Source organism: Rhizobium sp. CG5 (assembly GCF_023701945.1).
GTDB lineage: Bacteria > Pseudomonadota > Alphaproteobacteria > Rhizobiales > Rhizobiaceae > Allorhizobium.
Genome location: NZ_JABAEF010000006.1, coordinates 293327 through 320248, shown reverse-complemented (window position 1 = coordinate 320248; position 26922 = coordinate 293327). Strand labels below are relative to the sequence as shown.

At 62.4% G+C, this 26922-nt stretch carries 23 protein-coding genes and 1 pseudogene; 7 read left to right on the top strand and 17 right to left on the bottom strand.

Annotated features, from left to right (window positions below):
• The 3 genes and pseudogenes from HGO38_RS12885 to HGO38_RS12875 form a co-directional block, all read right to left on the bottom strand.
• Nucleotides 1-108 (bottom strand): annotated as a pseudogene (locus tag HGO38_RS12885) (UTP--glucose-1-phosphate uridylyltransferase); the annotation flags it as partial.
• Nucleotides 109-343: 235 nt separating this feature from the next.
• On the bottom strand, nt 344-1003 hold the full coding sequence (locus HGO38_RS12880; RefSeq protein WP_352230473.1) for a sugar transferase: 660 nt from the start codon (nt 1001-1003) through the stop codon (nt 344-346).
• A 579-nt stretch (nt 1004-1582) separates the two neighbouring features.
• Entirely contained in the window at nt 1583-3049 is a 1467-nt protein-coding gene (locus HGO38_RS12875; protein WP_250956283.1) for an O-antigen ligase family protein, read from the bottom strand.
• 249 nt (nt 3050-3298) lie between these two features.
• Here HGO38_RS12875 and HGO38_RS12870 point away from each other — a divergent pair, with 249 nt between their 5' ends.
• Nucleotides 3299-3898 (top strand): transglutaminase-like cysteine peptidase, encoded by a 600-nt coding sequence (locus tag HGO38_RS12870; protein ID WP_250956282.1) that lies wholly within the window; start codon nt 3299-3301, stop codon nt 3896-3898.
• A gap of 87 nt (nt 3899-3985) precedes the next feature.
• On the opposite strand, the gene yghX is transcribed toward HGO38_RS12870, so the two are convergent.
• Nucleotides 3986-4873 (bottom strand): YghX family hydrolase, encoded by an 888-nt coding sequence (gene yghX / locus HGO38_RS12865; protein ID WP_250956281.1) that lies wholly within the window; start codon nt 4871-4873, stop codon nt 3986-3988.
• A gap of 323 nt (nt 4874-5196) precedes the next feature.
• Between yghX and HGO38_RS12860 the strand changes: the two genes are divergently transcribed.
• Entirely contained in the window at nt 5197-5601 is a 405-nt protein-coding gene (locus HGO38_RS12860) for a host attachment family protein (protein ID WP_250956280.1), read from the top strand.
• A gap of 199 nt (nt 5602-5800) precedes the next feature.
• Nucleotides 5801-6577 carry a siderophore-iron reductase FhuF gene (gene fhuF / locus HGO38_RS12855; protein WP_250956279.1) on the top strand — a complete coding sequence of 259 codons (777 nt, stop codon included), beginning with the start codon at nt 5801-5803 and terminating at the stop codon, nt 6575-6577.
• Between the two features lie 18 nt (nt 6578-6595).
• Here fhuF and HGO38_RS12850 read toward each other — a convergent pair whose 3' ends face one another.
• The 4 genes from HGO38_RS12850 to HGO38_RS12835 form a co-directional block, all read right to left on the bottom strand.
• A complete protein-coding gene (locus HGO38_RS12850; protein WP_250956278.1) occupies nt 6596-7351 on the bottom strand; it encodes an amino acid ABC transporter ATP-binding protein in 756 nt (251 codons plus the stop codon).
• Nucleotides 7348-8028: an amino acid ABC transporter permease gene (locus HGO38_RS12845; RefSeq protein ID WP_250956277.1), complete on the bottom strand. Its 681-nt coding sequence runs from the start codon at nt 8026-8028 to the stop codon at nt 7348-7350. Before HGO38_RS12845 ends, HGO38_RS12850 begins: the two co-directional genes overlap by 4 nt.
• A gap of 101 nt (nt 8029-8129) precedes the next feature.
• Complete coding sequence (locus tag HGO38_RS12840; protein ID WP_250956276.1) at nt 8130-8903, bottom strand: amino acid ABC transporter substrate-binding protein; 774 nt, start codon at nt 8901-8903, stop codon at nt 8130-8132.
• Between the two features lie 168 nt (nt 8904-9071).
• A complete protein-coding gene (locus HGO38_RS12835) occupies nt 9072-10145 on the bottom strand; it encodes an ROK family protein (protein ID WP_250956275.1) in 1074 nt (357 codons plus the stop codon).
• Nucleotides 10146-10292: 147 nt separating this feature from the next.
• Between HGO38_RS12835 and otsB the strand changes: the two genes are divergently transcribed.
• The gene (otsB, locus tag HGO38_RS12830) at nt 10293-11036 is read left to right on the top strand and encodes a trehalose-phosphatase (protein ID WP_250956299.1); all 744 of its coding nucleotides are present in this window, start codon (nt 10293-10295) and stop codon (nt 11034-11036) included.
• A gap of 31 nt (nt 11037-11067) precedes the next feature.
• Here the strand turns inward: otsB and ku (HGO38_RS12825) are convergent, their stop codons facing one another.
• Both ku (HGO38_RS12825) and ku (HGO38_RS12820) read right to left on the bottom strand, forming a co-directional pair.
• Nucleotides 11068-11874, bottom strand: a complete 807-nt coding sequence (gene ku / locus HGO38_RS12825; protein ID WP_250956274.1) for a non-homologous end joining protein Ku — start codon at nt 11872-11874, stop codon at nt 11068-11070.
• A 12-nt stretch (nt 11875-11886) separates the two neighbouring features.
• The gene (gene ku / locus HGO38_RS12820) at nt 11887-12786 is read right to left on the bottom strand and encodes a non-homologous end joining protein Ku (protein WP_250956273.1); all 900 of its coding nucleotides are present in this window, start codon (nt 12784-12786) and stop codon (nt 11887-11889) included.
• A gap of 180 nt (nt 12787-12966) precedes the next feature.
• Here ku (HGO38_RS12820) and HGO38_RS12815 point away from each other — a divergent pair, with 180 nt between their 5' ends.
• Nucleotides 12967-13200, top strand: coding sequence for a hypothetical protein (locus HGO38_RS12815; protein WP_250956272.1), 234 nt, complete (start codon nt 12967-12969; stop codon nt 13198-13200).
• A gap of 7 nt (nt 13201-13207) precedes the next feature.
• Here the strand turns inward: HGO38_RS12815 and ligD are convergent, their stop codons facing one another.
• The 7 genes from ligD to kdpF form a co-directional block, all read right to left on the bottom strand.
• Nucleotides 13208-15862, bottom strand: coding sequence for a DNA ligase D (gene ligD, locus HGO38_RS12810; protein ID WP_250956271.1), 2655 nt, complete (start codon nt 15860-15862; stop codon nt 13208-13210).
• A 214-nt stretch (nt 15863-16076) separates the two neighbouring features.
• Entirely contained in the window at nt 16077-16766 is a 690-nt protein-coding gene (locus tag HGO38_RS12805) for a response regulator (protein WP_250956270.1), read from the bottom strand.
• On the bottom strand, nt 16763-19450 hold the full coding sequence (locus HGO38_RS12800) for an ATP-binding protein (RefSeq protein WP_250956269.1): 2688 nt from the start codon (nt 19448-19450) through the stop codon (nt 16763-16765). The genes HGO38_RS12805 and HGO38_RS12800 overlap by 4 nt, the downstream gene beginning before the upstream one ends.
• A gap of 8 nt (nt 19451-19458) precedes the next feature.
• Nucleotides 19459-20028 carry a potassium-transporting ATPase subunit KdpC gene (gene kdpC / locus HGO38_RS12795; protein ID WP_250956268.1) on the bottom strand — a complete coding sequence of 190 codons (570 nt, stop codon included), beginning with the start codon at nt 20026-20028 and terminating at the stop codon, nt 19459-19461.
• A 2-nt stretch (nt 20029-20030) separates the two neighbouring features.
• Entirely contained in the window at nt 20031-22067 is a 2037-nt protein-coding gene (kdpB, locus tag HGO38_RS12790; RefSeq protein WP_250956267.1) for a potassium-transporting ATPase subunit KdpB, read from the bottom strand.
• Nucleotides 22068-22078: 11 nt separating this feature from the next.
• The gene (gene kdpA / locus HGO38_RS12785) at nt 22079-23788 is read right to left on the bottom strand and encodes a potassium-transporting ATPase subunit KdpA (RefSeq protein ID WP_250956266.1); all 1710 of its coding nucleotides are present in this window, start codon (nt 23786-23788) and stop codon (nt 22079-22081) included.
• 18 nt (nt 23789-23806) lie between these two features.
• Nucleotides 23807-23893, bottom strand: a complete 87-nt coding sequence (gene kdpF, locus HGO38_RS31135) for a K(+)-transporting ATPase subunit F (RefSeq protein WP_168471735.1) — start codon at nt 23891-23893, stop codon at nt 23807-23809.
• Between the two features lie 297 nt (nt 23894-24190).
• Between kdpF and HGO38_RS12780 the strand changes: the two genes are divergently transcribed.
• A complete protein-coding gene (locus tag HGO38_RS12780; RefSeq protein WP_250956265.1) occupies nt 24191-25054 on the top strand; it encodes a glucose 1-dehydrogenase in 864 nt (287 codons plus the stop codon).
• Between the two features lie 136 nt (nt 25055-25190).
• Complete coding sequence (locus HGO38_RS12775) at nt 25191-26906, top strand: sensor histidine kinase (RefSeq protein ID WP_250956264.1); 1716 nt, start codon at nt 25191-25193, stop codon at nt 26904-26906.
• Nucleotides 26907-26922: the final 16 nt, after the last annotated feature.

Genomic DNA, 26922 nt, shown 5'->3' with positions numbered 1-26922 from the left:
AACGACGGTCAGCATCTCCTTGGGAACAGCCTTGGTGGCCGGCAGGAAGCGGGTTCCAAGCCCGGCCACGGGGAATACGGCTTTACGGAGTGTCTTGTCTTGTCCCACACATTCCTCCTCGAGGATCGATTAGCGTTTGCCTGGTGCTCACGCACGAAAGCCCGGCGACTGGACCCGTTGCCCGACGCGCGCACAAAAAATCGCTCCCTGCCGAGCCGGGAGATCTCTGTTCTCAACAGGAGTGTCAAATCGCACGATCAGATGCCTTTGCGGGACAGCTCAGTGACGAACGGCGCGCATGACATTTTGCTGTCGCCGCACCCTCCGGTCTCTCAGCGGCGTGCTAGAATCCTTTTCCGCCGACCAGTTCCGACATCACGGTGCCGAACAGGATGCGGATATCGAGCCAGATGGAGAAGTTTTCGATATAGTGCAGGTCGCAGGCAATGCGGGCCCGCGCCTTTCCCGGACGATCCGTCGGGCCACGCAGGCCGCGCATCTGGGCCAATCCGGTGATGCCGGGCCGCATCACATGCCGCTGATGGTATTGCGGTACCAGTTCTTCATAGGTCATGCCGGCGGCCAGCATGCCGATCGCGTGGCAGCGTGGCCCAACCAGGGACATATCCCCTTTTAGCACGTTGAACAGCTGGGGAAGCTCATCGATATTTGTGCGGCGCAATATGGCGCCGATCCGCGTCACGCGCGGATCGCCAAGCACCGTCTGCTGGACGCCGGAGTGATCGCAGAGATCTGTCCGCATCGACCTGAATTTGTAGATGCGGATTTTCTTGCCGCCTTTTCCCCAGCGGATCTGCGTGAAAAGAGCCGGTCCTTTGCTGTCGATCCGGATCATCAGGACGACTGCCAAGAAAAAAGGCAAGAGGATGAGGATGGCTGTCGAAGATACCGCGATATCCATAAAACGCTTGATGAAAAAATGAGCTTCGCGGACTATATTTTGTTCATATAGTGTTTCTGTAATCAAACTGTCATCAACCAATGTGTCGCGTGCCACAAAATTGAAAGTAGTGGAGGAATTCCGGACATATGATCGTTGAGTTCTCACGTTCTCTACCTGTTCTGTGCCGGTGCAACGCAGTTTATATTCTAGAAGACGTTTATGTACTATAACGCGGATGAAGTCACCACCAAATTTAACATTTGGTTAACCCAAGAGTTCGTTGTCTGCAAACAGTTTCGTGGTGTATCTGTCGACTTTTTTCGGGGTTATTAATCGGCGACGGTGAACGGAAACAAGCCATACCGGCTCTGCAAGCCGGATAGTCCAGGCGCAAAGATTAGCCTGGAGGATGATGCTCCGCCCGCAAAGATGGTGTCTGATGTTTGTCGCCTGCTTGCTTGGTCGTGGCATCGCGCGTGCCAGATCGAGTTGGTTCACCGACTTCAATCCAGCCAGGTGAAGCTCTAATCGACGCTCACGCCACCCGATCCATGCTGCGCTTGCGAGATGATTCCTTTCCCGGCAGCCGCGCGGCATAAGACAAGGACTTTGTTGGCGGTCCTTTGGGAGGGCGCCGGCAGCGGCTTATCGTCTGGCGTGTCGCAGGCCAGCGTCCAATTAGGCGGCCGGGAGATTTCGGTGGTTGCGTCGACTTTTCACCCGTCTCGCCGATCGTGCGAGCGAGATGGACGCCAGGGGGGCAAGGAGGGCGGCAAGATAGATGGCGACGCCGGGGATTTGCAGGGAGAAATCCAGCACCGCGTGCAGACCGACCAGAATCATCGCCGCAATTCCCATCGCCGGGTAGACCCTGGCCTTTTGCCTTTGCCGCAGGCCTCTGACAAAGGTTGTCAGCAGGATCACGATCGCAAAACCGATGGCCGGGATGGCGATCACGCCGAGCCCCATCAGGGCTTCCAGATAGGAGTTGTGCGCGCGGTCCCAGGTGCCGACCAATCCGCAATCGGCCGGGCGGTAAGGCGGGAACGCCTGGAGAAACGTGCCGAAGCCGGTGCCGGTCCACCAATTGCTGCCGATGGCGTCGAACAAGCCCGGCATGATGCAGAAGCGGCCGTCTTCCAGCCCTTTCATCTCGGCCCGCAATTGCGTGCGGCCGGTCAGGGCATAGGCGACAAGCACAATGACGATCATCGCGACGGCGATGCGGGCCGCCTTGCGCAGCCAGCCCGATCTGCGGCTCGATCGCATTGGCAAGGTCTGATCCCAGTTGGCGGCCAGCACCGGCAGTAGGACGAAAAGAGCGGCAAATGTGCTGACGATCCCGGCCCTGGAGGTGGTGAGCATCAGGGCGGCCAATGTCAGCAGCAGAAGGCTGGCCTGCAGCAGCAGGCCGAGCAGCAGTTTTCCGGACTGCCTGGATACGCCGTGGAAGATCCAGTTTCGCAGCGCCCGCAAAGCGCCCTGCTGTAGCGAGAGGAAGACGAGCCCGGTCAGAAGAAGAGCGACGAGTCCCAGGAAGGTCGCGGCCGTATTGCGGTTGACGAAAACGGCGGTCAGGCTGCTGAGATAATGCCGCTTCTCCATCAGCAGCAAGGTGCCGGGAAAGAACAGGAACTGCACAAGACCGAGCAGTGCGATCAATCCGCCGGCCAGTCCCAGCGCCCGTACCATGCCGGCGGCGCGTTCGTCCGATGTGCTGAGGATCAGCCCCGTCAAGAATACGACGAAGGGGATGGCGAGCCGTAGCAGCGATTCCCGCGTATCGGCCGGCGCCAGTGAAATTGTGCCGCCGACCGGTCCGGTCACCGGCTCGGCATCTTTCCAGGCGGGATGGGCAAGCCCTGCCCAGGAGAGGTCGAGGGTCTGCAGAACCACCCAGCCGCAAAGCACAGCGAGGAGCACCAGGCATTGGCGAAACAGCGATTGGGCGCGGGACGGTTCCCCGAGCAGGCCGGCCGTGGCGAGCGCCAGAATACACACGGCGATCGCAACCACGGTGAAGGGTGCCGTGCCGACAGAGCCGAGCGGCAGGAGAGCGGCGACCGTGACGGCGATATAGCCGTAGACCAGTCCGTTACGCAGGGAAGATAAACGCCCGAAGGCTGCAATCTTGTGTCCGACCAAGCAGTATCCTCCCCTGAAGCTGCTGGGCCATATCAGACTGCGGCCTTCGTCCGCAAGTATTGACCCAAAGCTTGGCGCTGGTCGCAAGACAATAAAGCGCGGGATGACCGGCCGTTTCCACAAAAATCGCATTTCCGTAAAATTGTCTCTTTCCACTTAAGCGGGCCGCAAAGGCCGGCGTGTAGGGTTCTCCCAGGCAAAGAGCGCACAGCAAGGCGCCCGACGAGACCTTGGAACGGGGACAAGCACATGTGGAAGAAATATCTCAACGTAGCCGCCCTCTCGGCGATGATCGTTCTGGGTGTTGAGCCCGCCCAGGCGGCCGGTCCCGGTGGCTTTGCCCGCAACCTGCTGAACGCGCCCAGCGTCAGCTATATCGTCGCCAACAAGCCGACCCTGGCTCCCTTCGCCCATGTGCGGTTCTGCCTGCAGAACCCCGGCGACTGCAGCCGCAGCTACGGCGCCGCAACCGTCGCCCTGTCCTCCTATCGCCAGGGCCAGCTGAAGCGGATCAACGACAGCGTCAATCGCGCGATCCGCCCGACCAACGATGCCAACCGCATCGACGGCGACGTTTGGCAGGTCGGCGCCCAGTCCGGCGACTGCGAGGATTATGCGCTGACCAAGCGCCGTCGGCTGATCGCGCTCGGCTGGTCGCCGCGGGCGCTGCGCATTGCGGTTGCCCATACCGGCAGCGGCGAAGGCCATGCCGTGCTGGTCGTCAAGACCAGCCAGGGCGACCTGGTGCTCGACAATCGCACCAGCAGCATCAAGCCCTGGAAGTCGACCGATCTGCGCTGGGTGAAGATCCAGTCCGGCGACAATCCGCGCCTCTGGTACACCATGTAATCTGAAGCGCCGTCGCCCGAAGTGGCGCCGGCCGGGGAGGAACGTGCCGCCGGTGTGTGCGGCCTTTCCAGACGTGCCGGACTTTGATCAGGCCAGATAGCGATTGAACCAGGCGATCGTCCGGTCCCAGGCGAGCTTCGCCGCCGCCTCGTCGTAGCGGGGCGTCGAATCATTGTGGAAACCGTGGTTCACGCCCGGATAGACATAACCCTCATAGGTCTTGTTATTGGCCTTCAGCGCCGCTTCGTAGGCGGGCCAGCCCTCGTTGATGCGGGTATCGAGTTCCGCATAGTGAATGAGCAGTGGCGCCTTTATGCGCGGCACATCCTCGACCCGCGGCTGGCGGCCGTAAAACGGCACGGCGGCGGACAGCTCCGGATAGGCGACCGCTGCGGCATTGCAAACGCCGCCACCATAGCAAAAGCCTGTTATGCCGACCTTGCCGGTGGATAGCTCATGTTTCATCATGAAATCGATGGCGGCAAAGAAGTCGTTCATCAGCTTTTCGGGATCGACGGTGGACTGCAGCTCGCGGCCTTTTTCATCATTGCCGGGATAACCGCCGACGGAGGATAGCCCGTCCGGCGCAAGGGCAATGAAACCGGCTTTGGCCACGCGGCGCGCAACGTCCTCGATATAGGGGTTGAGGCCGCGGTTTTCATGTACCACGACGACGACGGGCAGTTTGCCCTCCATCTTGGCGGGCTTCACCAGATAGCCGCGCACGTCGCCATGACCTTTTGGCGAGGGGTAGCTGATATATTCGGGAAGGATATCGGGGTCGGTGAATTCCACCTGCTGGGCCAGGGCATAATCGGGCGAGAGCGATGCCACCAGGGCTGCCGCCGTCATGCCTGCGACCGCGAATTTGCCGGCGCGATCCAGAAACTCGCGCTTGGTGATCTTTCCGTGGGCGTAATAATCGTAAAGCTCCAGCAGTTCCTGCGGAAAATCCTTGGCGGTCAATCTGCTCATTTCATCCTCCCTTCAGCGGATCGTCATGCCCGCACAATCCAGTTTTTGGCCAACAGCTGCCTGGCGGCGCCTGCCGCCGCCCTTGGCTATCATAGACCGGATTTTGCGACGGCGCTCTGAGGCTGCGTTTCACTTTTCCGTCAGTGAGACGTGCGGGCAGCGCGCCTCCGTTGGCGGCGGCATGTCCTCTCTGAAGGCGGAACGAAGCACTTCCCGTTGAAAAACCAATATATAACGCCTCCTGGGAACTTCACACCTGACGCGACGTTGTCCAAGGCGCCATTTGTTTTTATGACGCCACCTCCAATTTGATGGGAATTCCAATGATACTTCCACAGGACACCGTTGTTGCCGTTACCGATGGCGAAAAAATCGACCTCTATCGCAATACGGGGACTGGTTCGGAGCTGAGCCTGACGGCCATGCCGCAGGTTTCGATCGATGATGAAGCCAAGGGCTCTGGCGGTCGTCATACCAGCACGTCGGCCAATCCCGACGAGAGCCAGCTCTCGGAAGACGGCTTTTCGGCCGGCGTTGCCCAGTATCTCAACAAGCAGGTCCTGGAAGGCGGCATCGACAATCTCGTGGTCATTTCGGCACCGCGCTCGCTCGGCGAATTGCGCAAGCATTACCACAAGTTCCTGTCGGCCAAATTGCTGCTGGAGATCCCCAAGGATCTGACAGGGCATGCCGTCGGCGACGTCGAAAAGGCCATCGAGGCCGCCTGACGCCATTGCGCTACGTCCAGTCAAGATAACATGATAGAAATTATCATGTTATCTTGACAAAGATTTTCCGGTTCCCTAGCGTCGCCCCCACACGTTGAGCCGGGGGCAGACGATCTGTATGACGAGACATGACTTGAATGCGACTGCCCCGGCAAAGGGGCAGATCATGACGGCATCTTTCATAGACCGCCGGTGATGCATGGAAAAGATTGCAGTCACCGGCGCAGCGCTTCCCATTTCCATGGAATCGCAACACCCCGTCGACCTTGATGGGCTGCTGGGCGACGGGCCCTTTCCCTATTGCCGCGAAAAGCTGCTGCCTCGCGCCCCGGCGGGTGGACTGGTCATTGCCTGCACGGACCTTGCCGACCCCGCGGTCTTCGAGGGAGTCATTGCCCGCTACATGCGCAAGTTTCCCGGCAGCGACCGGCGGGCCGTGGTGTCGATGTGGAGCCTGTTTTATTTCAGCATATTGACGATCGCGCCCAGCGTGCATCTGTTCGTTCACCGCCGCGCCGTACCGCTCGGGCTTGAGGGTGTGTCGCTGGTCTGCGACGAAGACACGGCCGAGCCGCAGGCTTTTGTCTATTCAGGCGATGTGCGGCAGAGTGCGGAGCCGGCGGTCGATCTTCACGGGATGATGCTGCAACACGTCGAGCCAGTGGTCGCCGCCATGGCCGCCAATTCAGGGCTTGCGCCAAAGCTTCTCTGGAACAATGTCGCCGCCTATCTCTCGTGGATCCTGAAGGAAATCGCCTATCGGCACGAGACCGCGCCGGTCGATGGGGGCCTTGCCCTGCTCAATGAGCCGACCTGGCCGGATGGCAGAAAAAATCCGATGCACGGCATGATGCGCGTCGCGCGCCAGCAATGCGGCCTGGAATTCGCCCAGCGCAAGGTGTGCTGCCTGCGCTATAACCTGACCGGTGTCGGCGGTTGCGGCGAAGCCTGCCCTTTGCCGGACGGACGCCGCTGAGCGCGCAAGTGAGTGATCTCAGAGGGTTTGCGCCGCGCTGATCGAGCTGACGAAGCGTTTGGTCCGTTCGTGCTCGGGCGACTGGAAGATCGCCTCGGCGCTGCCGGTTTCCACCACCACGCCGGCATCGAGGAAGACGACACGGTTGGCAATGCGCGAGGCAAGCCGCAGGTCGTGGGTGGCCATCACCATGGTCGTGCCTTCGGCGGCAAGCTGGCCGAGCACGTCGACCACTTCCGCTGACAGCTCGGGGTCCAGCGCCGAGGTCGGCTCGTCGCAGAGCAGCACTTTCGGAGAAGGTGCAAGGGCGCGGGCAATGGCCACGCGCTGCTGCTGGCCGCCGGACAGATTGGCCGGCCAGGCGTCGGCCTTGTGGGCCATTCCGACCTTGGTCAGCAGTTCCATGGCCCGGTCGCGGGCCTTGTCACGCGACCATTTTTGCACCACCAGCAGGCCCTCCATGACGTTCTCGATCGAGGTCCGGTGCGGGAAGAGCTGGAAATTCTGGAACACCATGCCGGTCTGGCAGCGGATCTTCTGGATCACCGGCCAGGCCACCTTGCGGCCGGGCGAAAGCTCGACCCGGTCGTCGCCGATCTGGACAGTGCCGGATGTCGGCAGTTCCAGCAGGTTGATGGTGCGCAGCAGCGTGCTCTTGCCGCCGCCGGACGGGCCGACCAGCGCGGTGACGCTGCCTTGCGCGAAGGAGAGCGAGATGTCGTCGAGGATCAGCGCCTCGCCGAAGCGCTTTTCGATATGGGACAGCTCGATCATCGGTTGGCCTCCAGCATGCCGCCATAGCGGGCGAAGCGGACCTCGAGCCTGCCCTGCAATGTCGACAGGACGGAGCTCATGGCAAGATAGATCAGCGCCGCCTCGATATAGAGGATCAGCGGCTCATAGGTGGTGGCGACGACGCGCTGTGCCGACTGGAACAGCTCCGGCACGGTGATGGCTGCCGCCAGCGAGGTGTCCTTGACCAGCGAGATGAAGGTGTTGGACAGTGGCGGCACGGCGACGCGGCCGGCCTGCGGCAGGATGGTGCGGGTCATGGCCTGGCGCCAGGACATGCCGGTCGAATAGGCGGCTTCCCACTGGCCCTTCGGCACCGACGAGATCGCCGCGCGGATGATCTCGGAGGTATAGGCGCCGACATTGAGCGTGAAGCCGATCAGCGCTGCCGGGAAGGCATCGAGCAGGATTCCCACGCTGGGCAGGCCGTAGAAGATCACGAAGAGCTGCACCAGCAGCGGCGTGCCGCGGATCACCCAGACATAGAAGCGCGCCGTCAGCTCCAGCGGTTTCGGTCCGAACAGCCGCGCCACGGCGGTGCCGAGCCCGAGCGCCAGCCCGAGCACGAAGGACAGCAGGGTCAGCGGAATGGTGAACTTGGCCGCGGCCCAGAGCAGCATGGGCAGCGAATCGATCATCAGTTGAAGCCAGTGCGGCATAGGGGACCCCGAAAAAAGCGACGTCCGGCGCGAACGCCGGACGGCTGTGACATTGCAGCATGATGACCTGTATCCGCAGGCGGGAACAGGCCGCCGGTATTTTACTTGGACACGTCCTGGCCGAAATACTTGTTCGAAATCGTCTGGTAGGTGCCGTCCGCCTTGATCTCGGTGAGCGCCTTGTTGATCGCGGCAACCAGATCGGCATCACCCTTGCGAACGATGATGCCGGAGGCCTCGGCTTCGGCCTTCTCAGCGACGATCTTTACCGGGGCATCGGCCTTCTGCTTCTTGAAGTCGAGGAAGGACAGGCTGTCGTTGATGGTGGCGTCGGCACGGCGGGTCAGCACCAGCTGGATCGACTGATCGAAGCCATCGGTTCCGACCAGTTCCGCGCCGGCAGCTTCGGCGAGCTTGCCGAAATTGCTAGTCAGCGACTGGGCGGATTTCTTGCCTTTCAGGTCTTCGAAGCCCTTGATGTCGGTATTGTCGTCGCGCACGATCAACACCGCCTTGGAGACGATATAGGGATCGGAGAAGTCGTATTTCTGCTTGCGCGCCTCGGTAATGCCAACCTGGTTGATCACGGCATCGTAGCGCTTGGCGTCGATGCCGGCGATCAGCCCGTCCCACTTGCCTTCGACGAACTCGGCCTTGACCCCGAGCTTGGCGGCAACGGCCTCGCCGATCTCGACATCGAAGCCGACCAGCTTGTTGGAGGCGTCATGGAAGGTAAACGGCGCGTAGGTCCCCTCGGTGCCGATCTTGATGACGCCGGCCGCCTTGATCTGGTCGAGGTTTTCGCCGGAAAATGCGGGCGCATAAATGAAAGCCTGCATCGCTGCTACAGTCGCGAGGGTTTTGAACCAGTTCATCGGTCTGCCTTTCAAATGGAAGTTTCAGGACAATGGAATGTCAGATTGCAGCGGCGAAGGCAGGGGACAATACTGCGAATAAAAGCGGCAAATGAGAATATTTTACTCATCGTCGTCGTTGGGCGACCCCGCATCCCGAACAGGTGCGGTTTGCGGCGGGGACGAAAACTATTCCGACAAAGGCTTGCGGTTGGTGAACCGGGCATTGCCAAGGCCTGTGCCGATCGTCATGACGCCCCAGTGCGACACGTCGCGCATCAGCGGCACCTGCGACAGGCCTTGAACCACCGCGTCATTGTGCATCATCACGAAGGTCTCGTGGCCGCCAATGGTCGGGATTGCCTTGGTGATGGCGGCCGGAAGATTGAAATGGTCGCTTTCCCAATTGCCGCCCGGCAGGTTGTGGGCGCCGCGCGCGATGGCGCCGTCGGGATTGACGATGCCGGGGCAGGCAATGCCGATCAGCGGCGCCAGCTTGAGCTTGCCGGCCTTTTCGAGCAGGTCGTTCAACATCGCGACCAGCCTTGCGATCGCGGCACTGCGGCTGGGCTGGTCGTCTGCATGCCGCCAGATATCCGACACGGTGACTTTGGCATCGTCGATCAGGTTCTTGTGCCGGTCGAATTCGACGATGCCGGCACGCATGTTGGTGCCGCCAATATCAACCGCCAGAATGGCGTTATGGCCTTTCAGCATCCAGGACGGCATCAGATGCACCGAGCCGATCAGACCGGCCTCGTCGGGATGGTGGGCAATCGGCACCAGTGTCACATTGCTACCGGCCGCCCGCAGGATCATCATCGTGCGGGCGATCGCCAGTTCGCCGGCCCGGCTGTCGCGAAAGCCGCCGCCAACGGCGATCCGTTCGGTTTTTGCCCAGGCTTTGATGGCCAGGAACTTCGAGACGACGTCTGCAAAGTCGCGTGAGAAATCCTCCACGGCGCCCATGGCAAGGGCCATCGCGACCGCGTCCTTGGATTCCAGCATGGCATCGATCTTTTTCTTGGAAATCGGCTCGCCGAGTGTCTTGTCGAACGGATCCTCGGCATAGGACCGCACGATCTTGCGGGCGTCCTGGATCTTGGTCTGGAAGGATTGCTTGTTGATCCGGTCGCCAAGGAAGCCGCCGCGCTCGCGGGCCTCGTTATTGTAGTCGTCGATCAGCACGGTCGGAAGTTCGAGCGCTCCATGAATGAGGGGCATCTGTGCCTGACGTTTCTGGGCCGTCGGTGTGTGTGCCATCCTGAATTCCCCCAATAACCAATAGAGCCGCCCCCATAACGTTGCTGACAGTGGGATGTTCCGCCGGCTCGATCTTGCCGCCGGCGCGACGCGGACTACTTGCATGGAGATGACAACGTGCAGGAGACGACCGTGCAGGACGATGAAATGGCAACCCGGACGCTTGAAGCCTTGCTTGACACCCCCGAGGAATGGGCCCTGTTTCTCGATATCGACGGGACCTTGCTCGATCTTGCCCCGACCCCGGATTCCATCCAGGTGCCGGAAGCGCTTCCAGGCCAGCTCAACCGGCTCTATGCAAAACTGGATGGCGCCATGGCGCTCGTCACGGGTCGGTCGCTTTCCTTTGCCGACCAATTGTTCAAGCCGTTTGCGTTTCCGCTGGCCGGGTTGCATGGCGCGGAATATCGCGACGCGACTGGTGTATCGACCGCAGCCGAGTCCGGGGCATTCGAGACGTTGAAACGTCAACTCGCCCGCGAGGCGGAGTCCTATCCCGGCGTGCTGATTGAGGACAAGGGGGGAGCCGTAGCGGCCCACTACCGGCTGGCCCCGGAATATGAGGAGATTCTCCACGAGAGAATGCAGCATTACGCCGAGATGGCCGGCCCGGGCTGGGCATTGCAACTCGGCAAGATGGTGTTTGAACTCCGGCCGGCGCGCGCCAGCAAGGGCGATGCCGTGGAGCGGTTCCTGCAGGCAGACCCGTTCAAGGGCCGGCGACCGGTGGCCATGGGCGATGACCTGACGGATGAATCCATGTTCGCCGTTACCAATGCCCGCGGCGGGCTCTCGGTGCGCGTCGGGGCGCTGGATGCGCCGACCTGTGCGGTACACCGGCTCTCATCGCCGGTGGTGGTTCGAAACGTGCTTGCGAGGTTGGCCGCTTAAGCCATCATAGGCAGCGGCCACTTAAACTCCGTCATCTCCCGGATCGCTTGTCCGCCGCGATGGATTTGCGCAAGGCATCCATGATGTTGATGACATTGGTCGCTGCCGGTTCAGCGGCGGGAGCCTTTGCTTTGGCGGGTTTTTTAAGCTTCTTTTTCTTGCTGCTGATGATGTCCAGCAGGCGGTCCTGGACCGGATCGGCGACCATTTTCGCATCCCAGTGCCGGGTCTGTTTTTCGATCAGCTTTTGCACAAGAGGCATCATATCGGAATCGGCCGTCTCGTCGCCGATACCCTCGAAATAGCTTTCCTCGTCGCGCACTTCGTCGCCATAACGCAAGGTCCACAAGACGATGCCCTTGCCGCGCGGTTCCAGCATGACGGCCCGTTCGCGCCTGGCGATGACCAGCCTCGAAATGCCGACCATGCCTTGCGATTCCATCGCAGCGCGGATGACGGAAAAGGCTTCCTGGCCGACCGTATCGTTGGGCGACAGATAATAGGGCGTGTCGAGCCACATCCAGTCGATGCTGTCACGCTTGGTGAAAACAGAGATGTCGATGGTCTTGGTGCTTTCGAGCGCGACATTGTCGATCTCGTCGTCTTCGAGGATGAGATAGTCATCCTCGCCGCGCTGATAGCCCTTCACCTCGTTCTCTTCTTTGACCGCCTTGCCGGTGACGGCGTCGACATAGTGGCTGACGACCCGGTTCTGGGTCTCGCGGTTGAGCGTGTGGAATTTCACCTTTTCCTCGTCCGAGGTGGCGGGCATCATCTGCACGGGGCAGGTGACCAGCGACAGCTTGAGATAGCCTTTCCAATAGGGGCGAACTGCCATGATGACCTCCGATTATCCGACGCGTTTCGCGGCAGGTTTGGACTTGGAGGCAGCTGGCTTGGCGGGCTTGGCCCGGGCACCCCTGTTGGTGTTGGCGGCGGCCGGCTTGGCCTTGGTTGTGGCCTTTGTTGAGGCCTTGCCCATGCCGGCACTTTCGCGCAACGCCTGCAGCAGGTCGCTCTGCTTTTTGGGCGCGGGCGCCTTCCTCTTCGGCAGCGAGCGACCTTCGATCTTCGCCTTGACCAGTTCCGCCACGGCCGCCTCATAGCGGTCGTCGAAGGCGCTGGCGTCAAAGCTGCCCTTCTTGGTGCCGATGATATGCTCGGCCAGATCGAGCATCTCGCCTTCGATCTTAAGCTCGGGCAGGTCCTCGAAGGCCTTTTCCGAGGAGCGGATCTCATAATCGAAATTGAGGGTGGAGGCGACCAGCCCCTTGCCATGCGGCCGGATCAGCACGGTGCGCAGGCGACGAAACAGAACGGTCTGCGCGATCGCCGCGACCTTCTTCTTCTGCATGCCGTCGCGCAAAAGCACGAATGCCTCGGTCCCCATCTTGTCGGGCGCCAGGTAATAGGGCTTGTCGAGATAGACGTCGTCGATCTCCGAACAGGGAATGAAGGCCTCGATGGCCAGCGTCTTGTCGCTGTCTGGAACGGCGGCGGCGACCTCGTCCGGCTCCAGCACGACATAGCGGCCGTTCTCGACCTCGTATCCCTTGACTTGGTCGTCGCGCTCGACCGGATCACCGGTCTCGCTGTCGACGAATTGGCGCTTCACCCGGTTGCCGGTATCGCGATTGAGCGTGTGGAAGGCGATCCGCTCGGACGAGGAGGCGGCCGTGTAGAGCGCCACCGGACAGGACACCTCTCCGAACTTGATGAAACCTTTCCAACTGGCTCTTGGCGATACCATTCCCACTCTCCCCGAGATCATCGACCTCCTTCAACCCCTTCGGCCGTCGATTCGTTCCTTGGCGGTGCGACTGAATTTCGAAGGGTCTGATGACGATGGGCAGGCCGCCCTCCGGCGGCAGCGGAACATTTCGCTGAAGACCGAGTTGCGGCCTTTACCGATTTTGCAGGAGGAAAGCCGTTGGCAAACGAACTCAATGTTCAGGAATTTTCAGACGCGCTGACACCGATGAGCGACGAAGAGCTGTTTGCCGTTATGCAGACGCTGGAAGGCGAGAGCGAAGAGATCAGCCCGGCAGATCGCGACAACAGCGATGTCTTCGCGCGGATCGCCATGGTCGAGACGGAAATCGAGCGTCGCTTTCCCGGTCAGCTCATGACGCCCTATAAAAACTGGCAACAGCGCCAGGCTTAGCCTGCGGCTATCCTTTGCCTTTGAGCTTGCCAAGCCGCTTGATCGCCGGATCAAGCGGCCGCTCGCCGTCACAATAGTCCTGCCAGGCCGTGCTGTCCTTGATCAGAGCCGGCACGGTCCTGACCGTGAATCGTCTCGGATCAAGGTCGGCCTTCACCTGGCTCCAGTTGAGCGGCATCGAGACCGTGGCGCCCGGCCGGGCCCGCGGAGACAAGGGCGCCACGGCGGTCGACATGCGGTCATTGCGCAGATAGTCGAGGAAGATGCGGCCATTCCTCGCAGCCTTCGACATCTTGATCAGATAAGCATCCGGATTGTCTCGCGCCATGTGTTCGCACACATCGTGGGCGAAAGCCTTGGCCTCGTCCCAGGCGATTTTCTTGCCTTTGGCGACGGTCAGCGGCGTCACCACATGAAGACCCTTGCCGCCGGTTGTCTTGCAGAAGCTGACAAGGCCAAGCTCCTCGAGGCGATCGCGGATCTCGCGGGCGGCCTCGACAACGGTCGAAAATTCGACCTCAGGGCCTGGATCGAGGTCGAACACCAGCCGGCCTGGCACTTCGGGCTGGTGCGGTTCGCAATTCCAGGGATGAAGCTCCAGTCCGCCGATCTGGGCGATCGCGGCCAGGCCCTCGATACGATCGATCTGCACGTACGGCTTCTTGTCACCGGAGATCGTGACGAGTTCGAGAAGGTTCGACGTGCCGCGCATGGCATGGCGCTGGAAGAACTGTTCGCCGTCGATGCCGTCCGGGGCCCGCAGGATGGAGCAGGGGCGACCCTTGATATGCTCGATCATCCAGGCGCCGACCGCCTCGAAATAGTCCGCCAGATCGCGCTTGGTCACCGGTTCTCCATCGCCGGCATCAGGCCAGAGCGCCTTGTCCGGATGGGAAATCGACACGCCCATCACCTCGGCGCGGGCCGAACTCTGGCGCTTGGCGGGGTCGGGAGTGTCCACCTCGGACGGCGACACCGGCTTTTCCGCCTCCACCTCCGCAGCAGGTTTGTCTTCACGCAAACCCTTGAAGGCCGCCTGACGGACCTGACCGTCACCCGTCCAGCCGGCAAATTCGATCTCGGCGACCAGTTCGGGCTTCAGCCAGACGATATTGGGGTCATCCTTCGGGGCGCCGATGCCGGTGAAGGGCGATTTGTCCGTCTCGAATTCGCGCAGCTTCGGCAGGATCTTGTCGACGGTCCCGGCGCTAAAACCCGTGCCGACGCGGCCGACATAGACGAAATGGCTGCCGCGATTGACCCCGACCAGCAGCGATCGGAACTTAGCTCCCGTTTTGGCATAGGCGCCAATCACCACTTCATGTCCGGCCCGGCATTTCGACTTGGCCCAGGTATCGCTCCGGCCGGACCGGTAAGGGGCTTTTGCCTGCTTCGAGATGATACCCTCCAGCGACAGCCGGCAGGCCGATTTGAGCACAGCGTCGCCCCCCGTCTCGAAATGCTCGACGAAGCGCAGGCGCGGATCCTCGCCCGCCTCGTTCAAAAGCTTGGCCAGCCGCTCCTTGCGCTCGACCAGCGGAATTTCGCGCAGGTCTTCATTGCCCGCATAGAGAAGGTCGAAGGCAAAATAGACCAGGGCGCTGGTTTTCTCCTCGGAAATCGCTGCCTGCAAAGCGGCAAAATCCGGTGCGCCATGCTCGTCAAGGGCGCAGATTTCGCCATCGATGATGGCATCGGGCAAGGCGGTGGCGGCCTTGGCGATCGCTGCAAACCGGTCCGTCCAGTCAAGACCCTTGCGGGTCTTCAGCGTCACCTCGCCATTCTCGATCCGCATCTGGAAGCGATACCCGTCGAACTTGATCTCGTGGATCCATCCTTTGGCCGAGGACGGCCGTTCCACGATCTTGCAGAGCTGCGGGGCAATGAAGCCGGGCATCGACGATGTCTTATCTGTGGTTGCCGCAGACGCCTTTGTCTTGGTGGCGGGCATTTTCTTTGTCTTTTTGCTTCCCGACTTGCGCTCCTGCGCGGCAAGACCCTGGCTGCTGTCCCACACCGCGTCGGCCTTGACGGCGCCACCCTGGATCATGAACGGCTTGGGCTTTTTGCCGGTGCCGGATGCGATCGCGTCCATGGACCGCCCGGATGCGACGGAGGTGTCGTGGTCCTTGAGGATGGCATCGCCGTTTTTTGTGACAGCATGGTCGTCGTCGTGCTTGATCAACAGCCAGTTGGTGCGTTTGCCGCCGTCGCGATCCCGACGCATCCGCACCAGCACGAAACTGCCTTGCAGGCGCTCGCCGTGCAGCGTGAATTTCAGATCGCCCTTCGCCAGCGCTTCCTCCGGGGAAGCACTTCCTTCGGGTTCCCAATAGCCGCGATCCCAGAGCATGACCGTTCCGCCACCATACTGGCCCTTGGGGATGGTGCCTTCGAAATCGCCATAGTCGAGCGGATGGTCCTCGACTTCGACGGCCAGACGTTTGTCGCGGGGATCGAGCGACGGCCCGCGCGTCACTGCCCATGATTTGAAGACGCCGTCCAGTTCCAGCCTCAGGTCATAGTGCAGGCGGGTGGCGTCGTGTTTCTGGATGACGAAACGCTGACGATGGGAGGGCGCAAGGGCTGCTGAGCCGCTCGGCTCCTGCGTCAGCTTGAAGTCGCGCTTCTGCTTGTAGGTGGAAAGCTTGTCGCTGGCCATGTCGCCCCCGGTGGCATTGGTATCCGCATCGGATCATAATGGGAAATTGCGCGCCGGACAGGTTGGGTGCTCGTCTGCCATTTCGTTGGCCACGGCGGGAAACCGGAAAAACCGCTGTGTTCACCATCCCTGTCGCGTCCGGCTGACACGGCACGCAATCCCCGGGAGATGACGCATCGAGGCGAAATTTGTTCCTTGAGGCCGATGATGGTCCTCAGTCGTCGACGATCATCCGGTATCCGATGCCAGGCTCTGTCCGCACGATCTTCGGCTGCGTCGGATTGCGTTCGATCTTCTGCCGGAGCTGGCCGATGAAGACACGGAGATAATGCAGGTCTTCGGCGTGCGCCGGTCCCCACACGGAGGTCAGCAGGGTGCGGTGCGTGACGACGCGGCCGGCATGGCGCGCCAGCAGCGTTAGCAGATCATATTCCTTGGGCGTCAGGTGAAGGGTGTCGCCCTCGCGCGACACGAGCCGATGGATGGTGTCGATGGTCAGCCCGTCGGCCTCAAAGCTTGACGGTATGGCATCGTTCTTGCCGCGGTGGCGCAGCGCATTGCGGATGCGCGCCGTCAACTCGCCGATCCCGAAGGGTTTTTCGACATAGTCGTCGGCGCCAAGATCCAGGGCAGCGATCTTCTCGCTCTCGCGGTCCCGGGCCGACAGGATGACGATCGGAATGTCGCTCCAGCCGCGCAGGCTTGAGATAACCTCCTTGCCGTCCATGTCGGGCAATCCGAGGTCAAGGATCATCAGGTCCGGCGCTTGCGTGGCAACGGCCTTCAGTGCCTCGGCCCCCGTCAGGGCCTCGATCACCTCATAGCCCGCCGCCGTCAGCGACGGTTTCAGGAAGCGCTGGATCTGCGGTTCGTCGTCGACCACCAGGATGCGGGAAAGGGTCATTCAGGCACGGTCCTTGATTTCGCGGCTGCGGGAAATCGCATGACGATCCGCGTGCCTTTCTTCTTGAACGCCGGGCTTTCGGCATGGATCTTTCCGCCCATCGCCTCCACGAAGCCGCGGGCGATCGACAGGCCGAGACCCGTTCCCGGAGACCTGCCGTCCGGCTTGCCCCGGCGGTAGAACTTCTCGAAGATCCGGTCCAGATCTTCAGGCGGAATGCCCTTGCCGAGATCCGTGACGGAGATCAGCACGTGTCTGCCGTCGCGGCGGGCATAGACGTTGATGGGCTCATCGCCGCCATACTTGACCGCATTGTCGAGAAGGTTGAACAGCACCTGGCCCAGCAGCACGCTGTCGCCCTCGATCAGCGGCAGGTCGGCCGCGATGCCGGTTTCGATGATGCGGCCAGGGGCGTATTTGCGGGTTCGATCGACGGCGGACTGCACCACGTCGGTGACATCCACCCAGTCGACCTTCGGCTTGAGCGTGCCGGCCTCGATGCGCGTCATGTCTAGCAGGTTGGCGACGAAGCGGCTCATCCGGCCGCTTTCCTCCTCGATGGACTGCAGAAGATCATCGCGATTGTCCGGCGTCATGCGCTCGCCCAGCTGACGAAGGCTGGTTACAGCGCCGGTAATGGTGGCCAGCGGGGTCCTGAGATCATGGGAGATCGACGAGAGCAAAGCCTCGCGGTAGCGCTCGCCCTCCAGCCTTGCCGCCTGCACCACGGTTTCTTCGGCAAGCCGGGCGCGATCGAGCGCAATGGCGGTCTGGTCGAGAATGGCGGTGAGGGTGCGCTCGGCATTGAGGTCGAGCCTGACATGGGTGTGTTCGATTCCGCAGACGCCAACGATCCCGTGCGGACCGAGCAGCGGCCGGAATTCGAAGCGGCTGTTGGGCAGCGTGCCCGTGCCATGGCCGGCCGCTTCCTTTTTCTCGTGTGCCCAGCGTGCCGCCGCCAGGTTCGTCACATCAAGGTCCGTATCCGGCGGCCATGCCGCGGCCACACCCAGTTCTTCCTTGCGGGCCAGCAGCAAGACGACCTTTCGCTTGAGGCTCGTCTGCAATTGCGAGACCGTCAGCCAGATGGCGTCGTCGGTCTTGGCCGTGCTCGCCAGCTTTCGGGAGAAATCATAGAGCGATTGCAGCGCCGTCGCCCTGACCCGCGCAATCTCACCCTGTTCGCGGATGCGCGAGGCAAAGCCGCCGGCAATGATGGCGACGGCGAGGAACACGAACAGGGCGAAGACCTCGTGCGGTGCGGCGACCGTGAAGGTGTGCAGCGGGTCGATGAAGAAGAAGTTATAGGCAAGCGTCGACAGGAGTGCCGCCAGGAAGGCTGAGAGATAGCCGCCCGTCACCGATGCACCCAGCACGGCCAGCAGGAAAAGCAGCGAGATGTTCGGCAGTTCGACGAGGCTCTGGATCACCTTGCCGACCGCCGTGGTCGGCGCGACAAAACCCACTGCGATCGCAATGGACGACTGCAGCGTCGCAAGGCTCAGTGCCGGCAGTCGCATTGCAGGTCGATGCTTTTCGGTCTTGTCCGGCGTGACCATGTAGACGCCGAGGCCCTGGGCTTTTCGCGACAGGGCATCGGGCAGCGACCGGGACAGTAGTTCCAGGCCGCGCCGCCGTCGCGTTCCGATGACGATCTGCGTGGCATGTTCGCGGCGGGCAAGTTTGAGGATTTCGCTGACGAAATCATTGCCGATGATACGGCGGGTCTCGGCACCCAGCTGTTCGGCCAGCCGGAACAGGGTCTCGATCTTCTGCAGGCGTTCTGGCGTTTCCACCTCGCGGTCGGCCCGTTCCACCGAGACGACGATCCACGGTGCATTGAGCCCGGAGGCCAGGCGGCTTGCCACCCGGACCACCTTTTCCGAGAGCACATCGGAGCCGACGCAGACGATCAGCCGCTCGCCGGTCGCCCAAGGCCCGTCGATGGCGTTCTGCTTGAGGTAGTCGACCATCTGGTCATCGACGCGGTCAGCGGTGCGGCGAAGGGCAAGCTCCCGCAGCGCGGTCAGATTGCCGAGCCGGAAAAACCGGTCGACGGCGCGGCCGGCGCTTTCCGGCAGATAGACCTTGCCTTCCTTCAGGCGGTCGATCAGCTCGGTCGGCGGCAGATCGACGAGAAGCACCTCGTCGGCACGCTTCAAAACCAGATCCGGCACACGTTCGCGGACCGTGACGCCGGTGATCTGGGCGACCAGATCGGCCAGGCTTTCCAGATGCTGGATATTCAGCGCTGTCCAGACGTCGATGCCGGCGGCGATCAGTTCCTCGATATCCTGATGCCGCTTGGGGTGGCGGCTGCCCTCCGGGTTGGAATGGGCCAGTTCGTCGACAAGCACGATGCGCGGCTTGCGGGCCAGTGCCGCATCGAGATCGAATTCCTCCAGCATCCGTCCGCGGTGGGCAATGCGCTGCCTGGGCAGAACCTCGAGGGTGCCGAGCAGGGCGGCCGTCTCATTGCGGCCGTGGGTCTCGACCAGGCCGACGACGACATCGACACCATCGGCCTTCAAACGCCCGGCGCGCGACAGCATGGCATAGGTCTTGCCGACGCCCGGTGCGGCGCCCAGAAAAACGGTCAGCTTGCCCCGGCGGTCTTTCTCCGCCAGAGCAAGCAGGGCATCCGGATCCGGTCTGCGGGTCTTGTCGCGATCGTCGTCCGCCATTCCTCGTCTCACGTCGTCAGGGCATCAAGGGCCAGATTGAGTTCTAACACGTTGATACGCGGTTCGCCGATGAAACCGAAGTCGGGATTTTCAATCCGTTGTTCGACCAGATCGGCGACGGACTTGTCCGGCAATCCTCTGGCCTTGGCGATGCGGGCAATCTGGGCGCGGGCGAAGTCCGGTGAGATATGCGGATCAAGGCCCGAGCCCGACGTCGTGACGGCGTCGGCTGGAACCGGAGCGGCGATGCCGGTTGCCGTCAGCCGATCGACATCGGCGGCAACCCGGTCCCGCAGCTTGACCGACGTGGTGCCGAGATTGGAGCCGGATGACGCGCCGGCATTGTAGGCGTCCGGCCCCGTGGCGGACGGGCGCGGCCAGAAATAGCGGTCCGAAGTGAAGGTCTGGCCGATCAGGGCCGAGCCGATCACGGTTCCGTCCTTCTCGATCAGGCTGCCGTTTGCGGCCGCCGGCAGGACAGCCTGGGCGATGCCGGTGATGGCCAGCGGATAGGCGAGGCCGGTCAGGGCGGTCATGGCGACGACAAGAGTGATTGCGGGGCGAAGATGTTGGATCATGGTTACACCAGGTGAAGAGCGCTGACGGCAAGGTCGATGACCTTGATGCCGGCAAAGGGAAGGATCAGGCCGCCCAGGCCATAGACCAGCAGGTTGCGCCGCAGCAGCGAGGCCGCCCCGGCCGGGCGATAGGCGACGCCCTTCAACGCAAGCGGGATGAGCGCCACGATGATCAGGGCATTGAAGATGACCGCCGACAGGATGGCCGATTGCGGCGAGGCCAGCCCCATGACGTTGAGGGTTTCGAGCGCCGGATAGGTGGCGACGAACAGCGCCGGGATGATGGCGAAATATTTGGCCACATCGTTGGCGATCGAAAACGTCGTCAGCGAGCCGCGCGTCATCAGCAACTGCTTGCCGATCTCAACGATTTCGATGAGCTTGGTCGGGCTGGAATCGAGATCCACCATATTGGCGGCCTCGCGGGCCGCCTGGGTGCCGGTCTGCATGGCGACGCCGACATCGGCCTGGGCAAGCGCCGGCGCATCATTGGTGCCGTCGCCGCACATGGCAATCAGCCGACCGCCCTGCTGCTCCCGGCGGATGAAGGACAGCTTGTCTTCCGGTGTCGCCTGAGCGAGATAGTCGTCGACGCCGGCTTCCGAGGCGATGGCAGCCGCGGTCACCGGGTTGTCGCCCGTCACCATCACGGTGCGGATGCCCATGGCACGCAGTGCCGCAAAACGCTCCTTGATGCCGGGCTTGACCACGTCCTTGAGGTGGATGACGCCGAGCAGCCGGTCGCCATCGGCCACGGCCAGCGGCGTGCCACCGCTGCGGGCGACCATGTCGACGGCGCGGTGGAAATCGGCGGGCGCATCGTCTTGCGTGAGCCCTGCAAATTTCAGGACCGCATCGACTGCGCCCTTGCGGAACTGCCGCGCGCCCTGATCGACACCCGACAGGCGGGTTTCGGCGGGAAACGCGATGACCGCATCGAAACGGGCTTCCGGCCTCGGGATGCCGAATTCGCCGGTCGCCAGCGCCACCACCGAGCGGCCTTCCGGCGTTTCGTCGGAGAGGCTGGCCATCAGCGCGGCCTCCGCCAGTTCCGCCTGCGTCACGCCGGGCGCCGGCAGAAAATCGCTGGCCATGCGGTTGCCGAAGGTAATGGTTCCCGTCTTGTCGAGCAGCAAGGTATCGACGTCGCCGGCCGCCTCCACGGCGCGGCCGGATGTGGCAATCACGTTGAAGCGCACCAGGCGGTCCATTCCGGCAATGCCGATGGCCGACAGCAGGCCGCCGATCGTCGTCGGAATGAGCGTGACCAGCAGGGCGGCCAGCACGGTCACGGAGATGACGGTGCCGGAATAGCCGGCCAGTCCCCAGATCGCCACGCAGACGAACAGGAAGATCAGCGTCAGACCGGACAACAGGATCGACAGGGCGATCTCGTTCGGGGTCTTCTGACGCTGAGCACCTTCGATCAGCGCGATCATGCGGTCGACGAAGGAGGAGCCGGGAGCAACCGTAATCTTCACCTTTATCTCGTCGGACAGCACCTGCGTGCCGCCGGTCACCGCCGAGCGGTCGCCGCCGGATTCGCGGATGACGGGTGCCGATTCGCCGGTGATGGCACTTTCGTTGACCGAGGCAACGCCCTCGATCACTTCGCCGTCGCCGGGGATCAGTTCGCCGGCGGCGACCAGGACAATATCGCCGATCTTGAGGCTCGGAGCAGGTACGGTCTCAGTGCTGCCGTCGGACGACAGGCGGCGGGCCGTCAGTTCGGATTTGGTGCGCTTCAGGCTATCGGCCTGGGCGCGGCCACGTCCTTCCGCCACGGCTTCCGCGAAGGTGGCGAAGAGAACGGTGAACCACAGCCAGGCGGCGATCTGGCCGGAAAACCCGGCGTCGGTCGAGCCTGTGGCGAGATCGCGCAGGAAAAGCACGGTGACCACGGCGGCGACGACCTCGGTGACGAAGATCACCGGATTGCGCAACAATTGCCGGGGGTCAAGCTTCAGCACAGCATCGCGCGCTGCCGGTAGCAGGATGGCCGGGTCGAGAAAACCAGAGGCCTTGCGGGTTTTTGACATGGACTGTTCCTTCAGAAGGTCTGGCCGGCGAGCATCGCGAAATGTTCGACGATGGGGCCGAGGGCAAGGGCCGGGAAGAACTGCAGCCCGCCGAGAATGAGGATGATGCCGATCAGCAGGCCGACGAACAGCGGACCGTCGGTCGGGAAGGTCCCGGCAGAGGCCGGCGACTTCACCTTGGCGGCCAGCGAGCCGGCAATCGCCATGACCGGGATGGCATAGGCAAAGCGGCCGAGCAGCATGGCGATGCCAAGCGTCGTATTGTACCAGGGCGTGTTGCCGGTCAGCCCGCCGAAGGCCGAGCCGTTGTTGCCGGCCGCCGAAGTGTAGGCATAGAGGATTTCCGACAGGCCGTGTGGGCCGGATGTCCCGATACTTGCCACAGCAAAGGGCAGCATGGCCGAGACGGCGGTGAAGCCGAGAATGGCCAGCGGCAGGATGAGGACGGCGAGCATGGCAAAGGTCATCTCGCGGCCTTCGATCTTCTTGCCGAGGAATTCCGGCGTACGGCCGACCATCAGGCCGGCCACGAAGACCGACAGCAGCGCGAAGACCAGCATGCCGTAAAGGCCCGAGCCGACGCCGCCGGGCAGAACCTCGCCGAGCTGGATCAGGAACATCGGCACCAGACCGCCGAGCCCGGTAAACGAGCCGTGCATGCCATTGACGCCACCGTCAGACAGGCCGGTGGTCACTGCTGCGTAAAGGGCGGTCATGGCCTGGCCGAAGCGGACTTCCTTGCCTTCCATATTGCCGAGCGCCGGATCGACGCCAAGAGCCGTCAGGATCGGATTGCCCTGGGCTTCCGCCCAATAGATGACGCCGACGCCGGCAATCAGCAGCACGGCCATGGCTGCGATCAGGGCCCAGCCCTGGCGACGGTTGCCGACCATCTGGCCGAACGTATAAACCAGTGCGGCCGAGATCGACAGCATGGCGAAGATGTTGAGATAATTCGCCCAGGCCGTCGGATTTTCGAACGGATGGGCGGCATTGACGTTGAAGAAGCCGCCGCCATTGGTGCCGAGCTGCTTGATCGCTTCCTGGGATGCGACGGGACCAAGTGCGATGATTTGCTGGCCGCCTTCGAGTGTTGTTGCCGTCACGGAGGCGTCAAGCGTCTGCGGCAGGCCCATGGCCACGAAGGCGAGGGCCACGACGAAGGAGATCGGCAGCAGCACGTAGAGCGTGGCGCGGGTCATGTCGACCCAGAAATTACCGAGCGTCGAGACCTTGGAGCGCACGAAGGCCCGGCCGAAGGCGACAGCCAGTGCCATGCCGGTTGCCGCCGACAGGAAGTTCTGCACGGTGAGGCCGGCCATCTGGGCGAAATGGCTGAGCGTCGTCTCGCCGGCATAGTTCTGCCAGTTGGTGTTGGTGACGAAGGACACCACCGTGTTGAAGGCGAGATCCGGCGCCATGCCGGCAAAACCCTGTGGGTTGAGTGGCAGATAGGCCTGAAGCCTGAGGATGGCGTAGAGAGCCAGGAAGCCGACAAGCGAAAAGGCCAGCATCGACACCGTGTAGGCGAGCCAGCCCTGTTCCTTGTCCGGCCGGATGCCGGCGACGCGATAGAGATCCGCTTCGACGCGGCCGAAGACGGGTGAGAGAAAGGTGCGCTCGCCGGAAAATACCTGTGCCATGTAAAGCCCAAGCGGCTTGATGGCGACGAGCACGGCGAGGAAGAGGAGGCTGATCTGCAGCCACCCGACAATGGTCATGGGAAGACTCCTCGAAAATCAGAAGCGCTCGGGACGCAAAAGCGTCACGAGGAGATAGATGCCAAGGGCGATGGCGACGAAAAGGCCGAAGAGAGGTTCAAGCATGCCTGGTCTCCTTCACAGCCGGTCAAGCGCGCGGGCATAAAGGGCCAGCACGAGAAGTGTGCCGCCGCCGAGCGCGATAAAGATGAGGTCGGACATAACAGTGTCTCCTGTTGGTACAGGATATTGAATTAGATCTGCCGAGGTCAGGTTTCGATTGCGAAGATGTCGGCCGCACCTCAGGAAAACATAAAGACCGAGCCGACCGCTATGCCGGCTTGCCTTGCTCCCTTTTGCCCCGTTCCGGGGAACATCGCGGCTCTGTCGAGAGTTGGGAAAGCACAAAAAAGGAGAAACCCGATGACAGATGCCCACCGCCCCCTGCCGCCCCAGCCCGAGCAACAACAGGCGCCTCCGGGCCTGACCGCCCTGATGGAGCCGCTGCCCGATCATGGGGAAAAGACCTACCGCGGCAATGGCTTGCTGACGGACCGGGTGGCTCTGATCACCGGCGCCGATTCCGGGATCGGGCGGGCCGTGGCCATTGCCTTCGCGCGCGAAGGCGCCGATGTGGTGATCTCCTATCTGAACGAGCATGACGACGCCGAGGAGACCGCCAGGTGGGTCGAGGAGGCCGGACGCAAGGCTGTGCTGGTGGCCGGCGATATCACCAGCGAACAGCATTGCACCAAGCTCGTGCAGCAGGCCATCGACACGTTCGGCCGCCTGGACATTCTCGTCAACAACGCGGCCTTCCAGCGCACCTATGCCTCGATCGCCGATATCACCGCGCAGGAGTGGGACACCACGTTCAAGACCAATATTCACGCGCCGTTCTACCTGGCCAAGGCCGCCGTGCCGCATATGAAGCCCGGCAGTGCGATCATCAATACGACGTCGATCCAGTCCCGCCAGCCCTCGGCCCATCTGCTGGCCTATGCCTCGACCAAAGGTGCCGTATCCAATTTCACCGCCGGTCTGGCCGAAATGCTGGCGGAAAAGGGGATCAGGGTCAATGCCGTCGCGCCCGGTCCGATCTGGACGCCGCTCATTCCCTCGACCATGCCCTCTGAGAAGACCCAGTCCTTCGGCGAGCAGACGCTCATCGGCCGCGCCGGGCAGCCGGCCGAACTGGCCGGTGCCTATGTCCTGCTGGCCTCCGATCTCGGCAGCTACATGACCGGCGCCGTGGTGCCCGTCACGGGCGGCGAAATCATGATCTGACGGCACTCCGCGGCCCGTCTCCGTTGCAGATCGACCCTTTGGCCGGCCCGAAAGGCCGGCTTCTGCACGCCTGCGCTGCGAGGGGGTTGCCCGGCCGTCCAAACGATGCGACCTTGCGGCTGGAGCGAGGGATGCGATGACCCGGGTGAAGCTATCCAGGCGGTTGTTTATCATAACAGCTGTGGCGTTGGCGCCGGCGGCCATCATCCTGTTCTACAATGTCTTCACCGGCCGCCAGGCGCGCGAGCGCGAACTGCATGGCGAAGCCCTGAGGCTTGGCCAGCTGGCCTCGCTGGAGATGCAACGAGTCGTCAGTGGCTTGGAAAACGTTCTGGTGGCGGTGGCAGCCGTCCCAGCGGTGCAGCGCTTCGATACGGACGCTTGCAACGCATATGTCGAGCGCGTCAGCGAGGGCTTGCCGCAGTTTTCCGGGCTTTCCGTTGTCGACAGACAGGGGACGATCCGCTGCCGGCAATTGTCGGAAGGGCTCGGAACCTCGCTTTCCGCACGCCGGGACATCCAGGAGGCCATGGTCAGGGGTGTCTTCGTGCTGGGCGAATACGCGCTCGACCCGATCACCAAAAAGCCGTCGCTGACCATGGCAATGCCGATCCGCGACGAGGCCGGCAATATCACAGGAGCGGTGGCCGGCGCACTGGGCCTGGAATGGCTGGACCAGATGCTTCTGCAGCGCAGTTTCGTTCGCAACAGTGCCCTGACGATTGCCGATCGCCACGGCGTCATCCTGGCCCGTCATCCTTTTCCGGAGCGGTTTGTCGGCACGACGATTCCCAAGGCATATCTCCATCTTGTCGATGCAGATTATCCCGGAACCCTGGAAGTGATGAGCCAGGACGGCGTTCAACGGGTGATCGGCTACTATCCCGCCACCCAGAGCGGCATCTATGTCAGCGTGGGGACTTCGACCGAAACGGCCTACGCAACGATCAATCGCACGACGCGCTTTGGCCTGGCGATCGCAGCGCTCGGCATTTTGAGCGCCTTCCTGCTGGCCTGGCTTACCAGTCGGCAACTGGTGCGCCGGCCGGTCAATCGGCTGGTCCGAACGATCGAGGCCTGGCGGGCGAGTGACGAAGGTGCGAGAACCGGCATGACCGCACGGGATGGCGAACTCGGCATGGTGGGCTTTGCCATCGACGAATTCATGGACGAGCTGCTCAAGACAAGAGCCGAGCGGCGGCGCCATGAGCAGCAGCGCGAATTGCTGGCGGGCGAACTGGACCATCGGGTGAAGAACCTGCTCTCCACCATACAGGCGATCGCCCGGCAGACCTTTCGACAGGTGGACGGTTCAAGCGAGGCTCTGGCCGTGTTCTCGCAGCGCCTGTCAGCGATCGCCGAGGCCCATAACCTGCTGATGAAGGACGGCTGGCAGTCCGCACCCCTGGCAAGCGTCGTGGCACGGGCCATCGCCCCGTTCGATTCGGACCCGTCGCGGTTTGCCATCGAAGGCGAACCCCTGGACATTCATGCCCGCGCTGCCCTGGCGCTGGCCATGGCATTGCATGAATTATGCACCAATGCCGCCAAATATGGGGCGCTGACCAGCGCCCAAGGCCGCGTCACCATCCACTGGCAAGTCGAGGCGCTGGATGAACCCAGTTTCCGGTTTTCCTGGGTTGAAAGCGACGGTCCTGTCGTCACCCCGCCGACGCGCACTGGGTTCGGATCGACGATGATCGAGAAGGTCCTGGCGCAGGAACTCCAGGCGAAGGTCGATATGGCCTATCCGCCGCAAGGGGTCGCCTGTGTCATCGTCACGCCCCTTTCGAAGGTCGTCAGCTGCGACCCTCAAACGGCCGCAGACGAGAGCAACGTGTTGCCGCCCTGAGCGCAAGCGGCCCAGT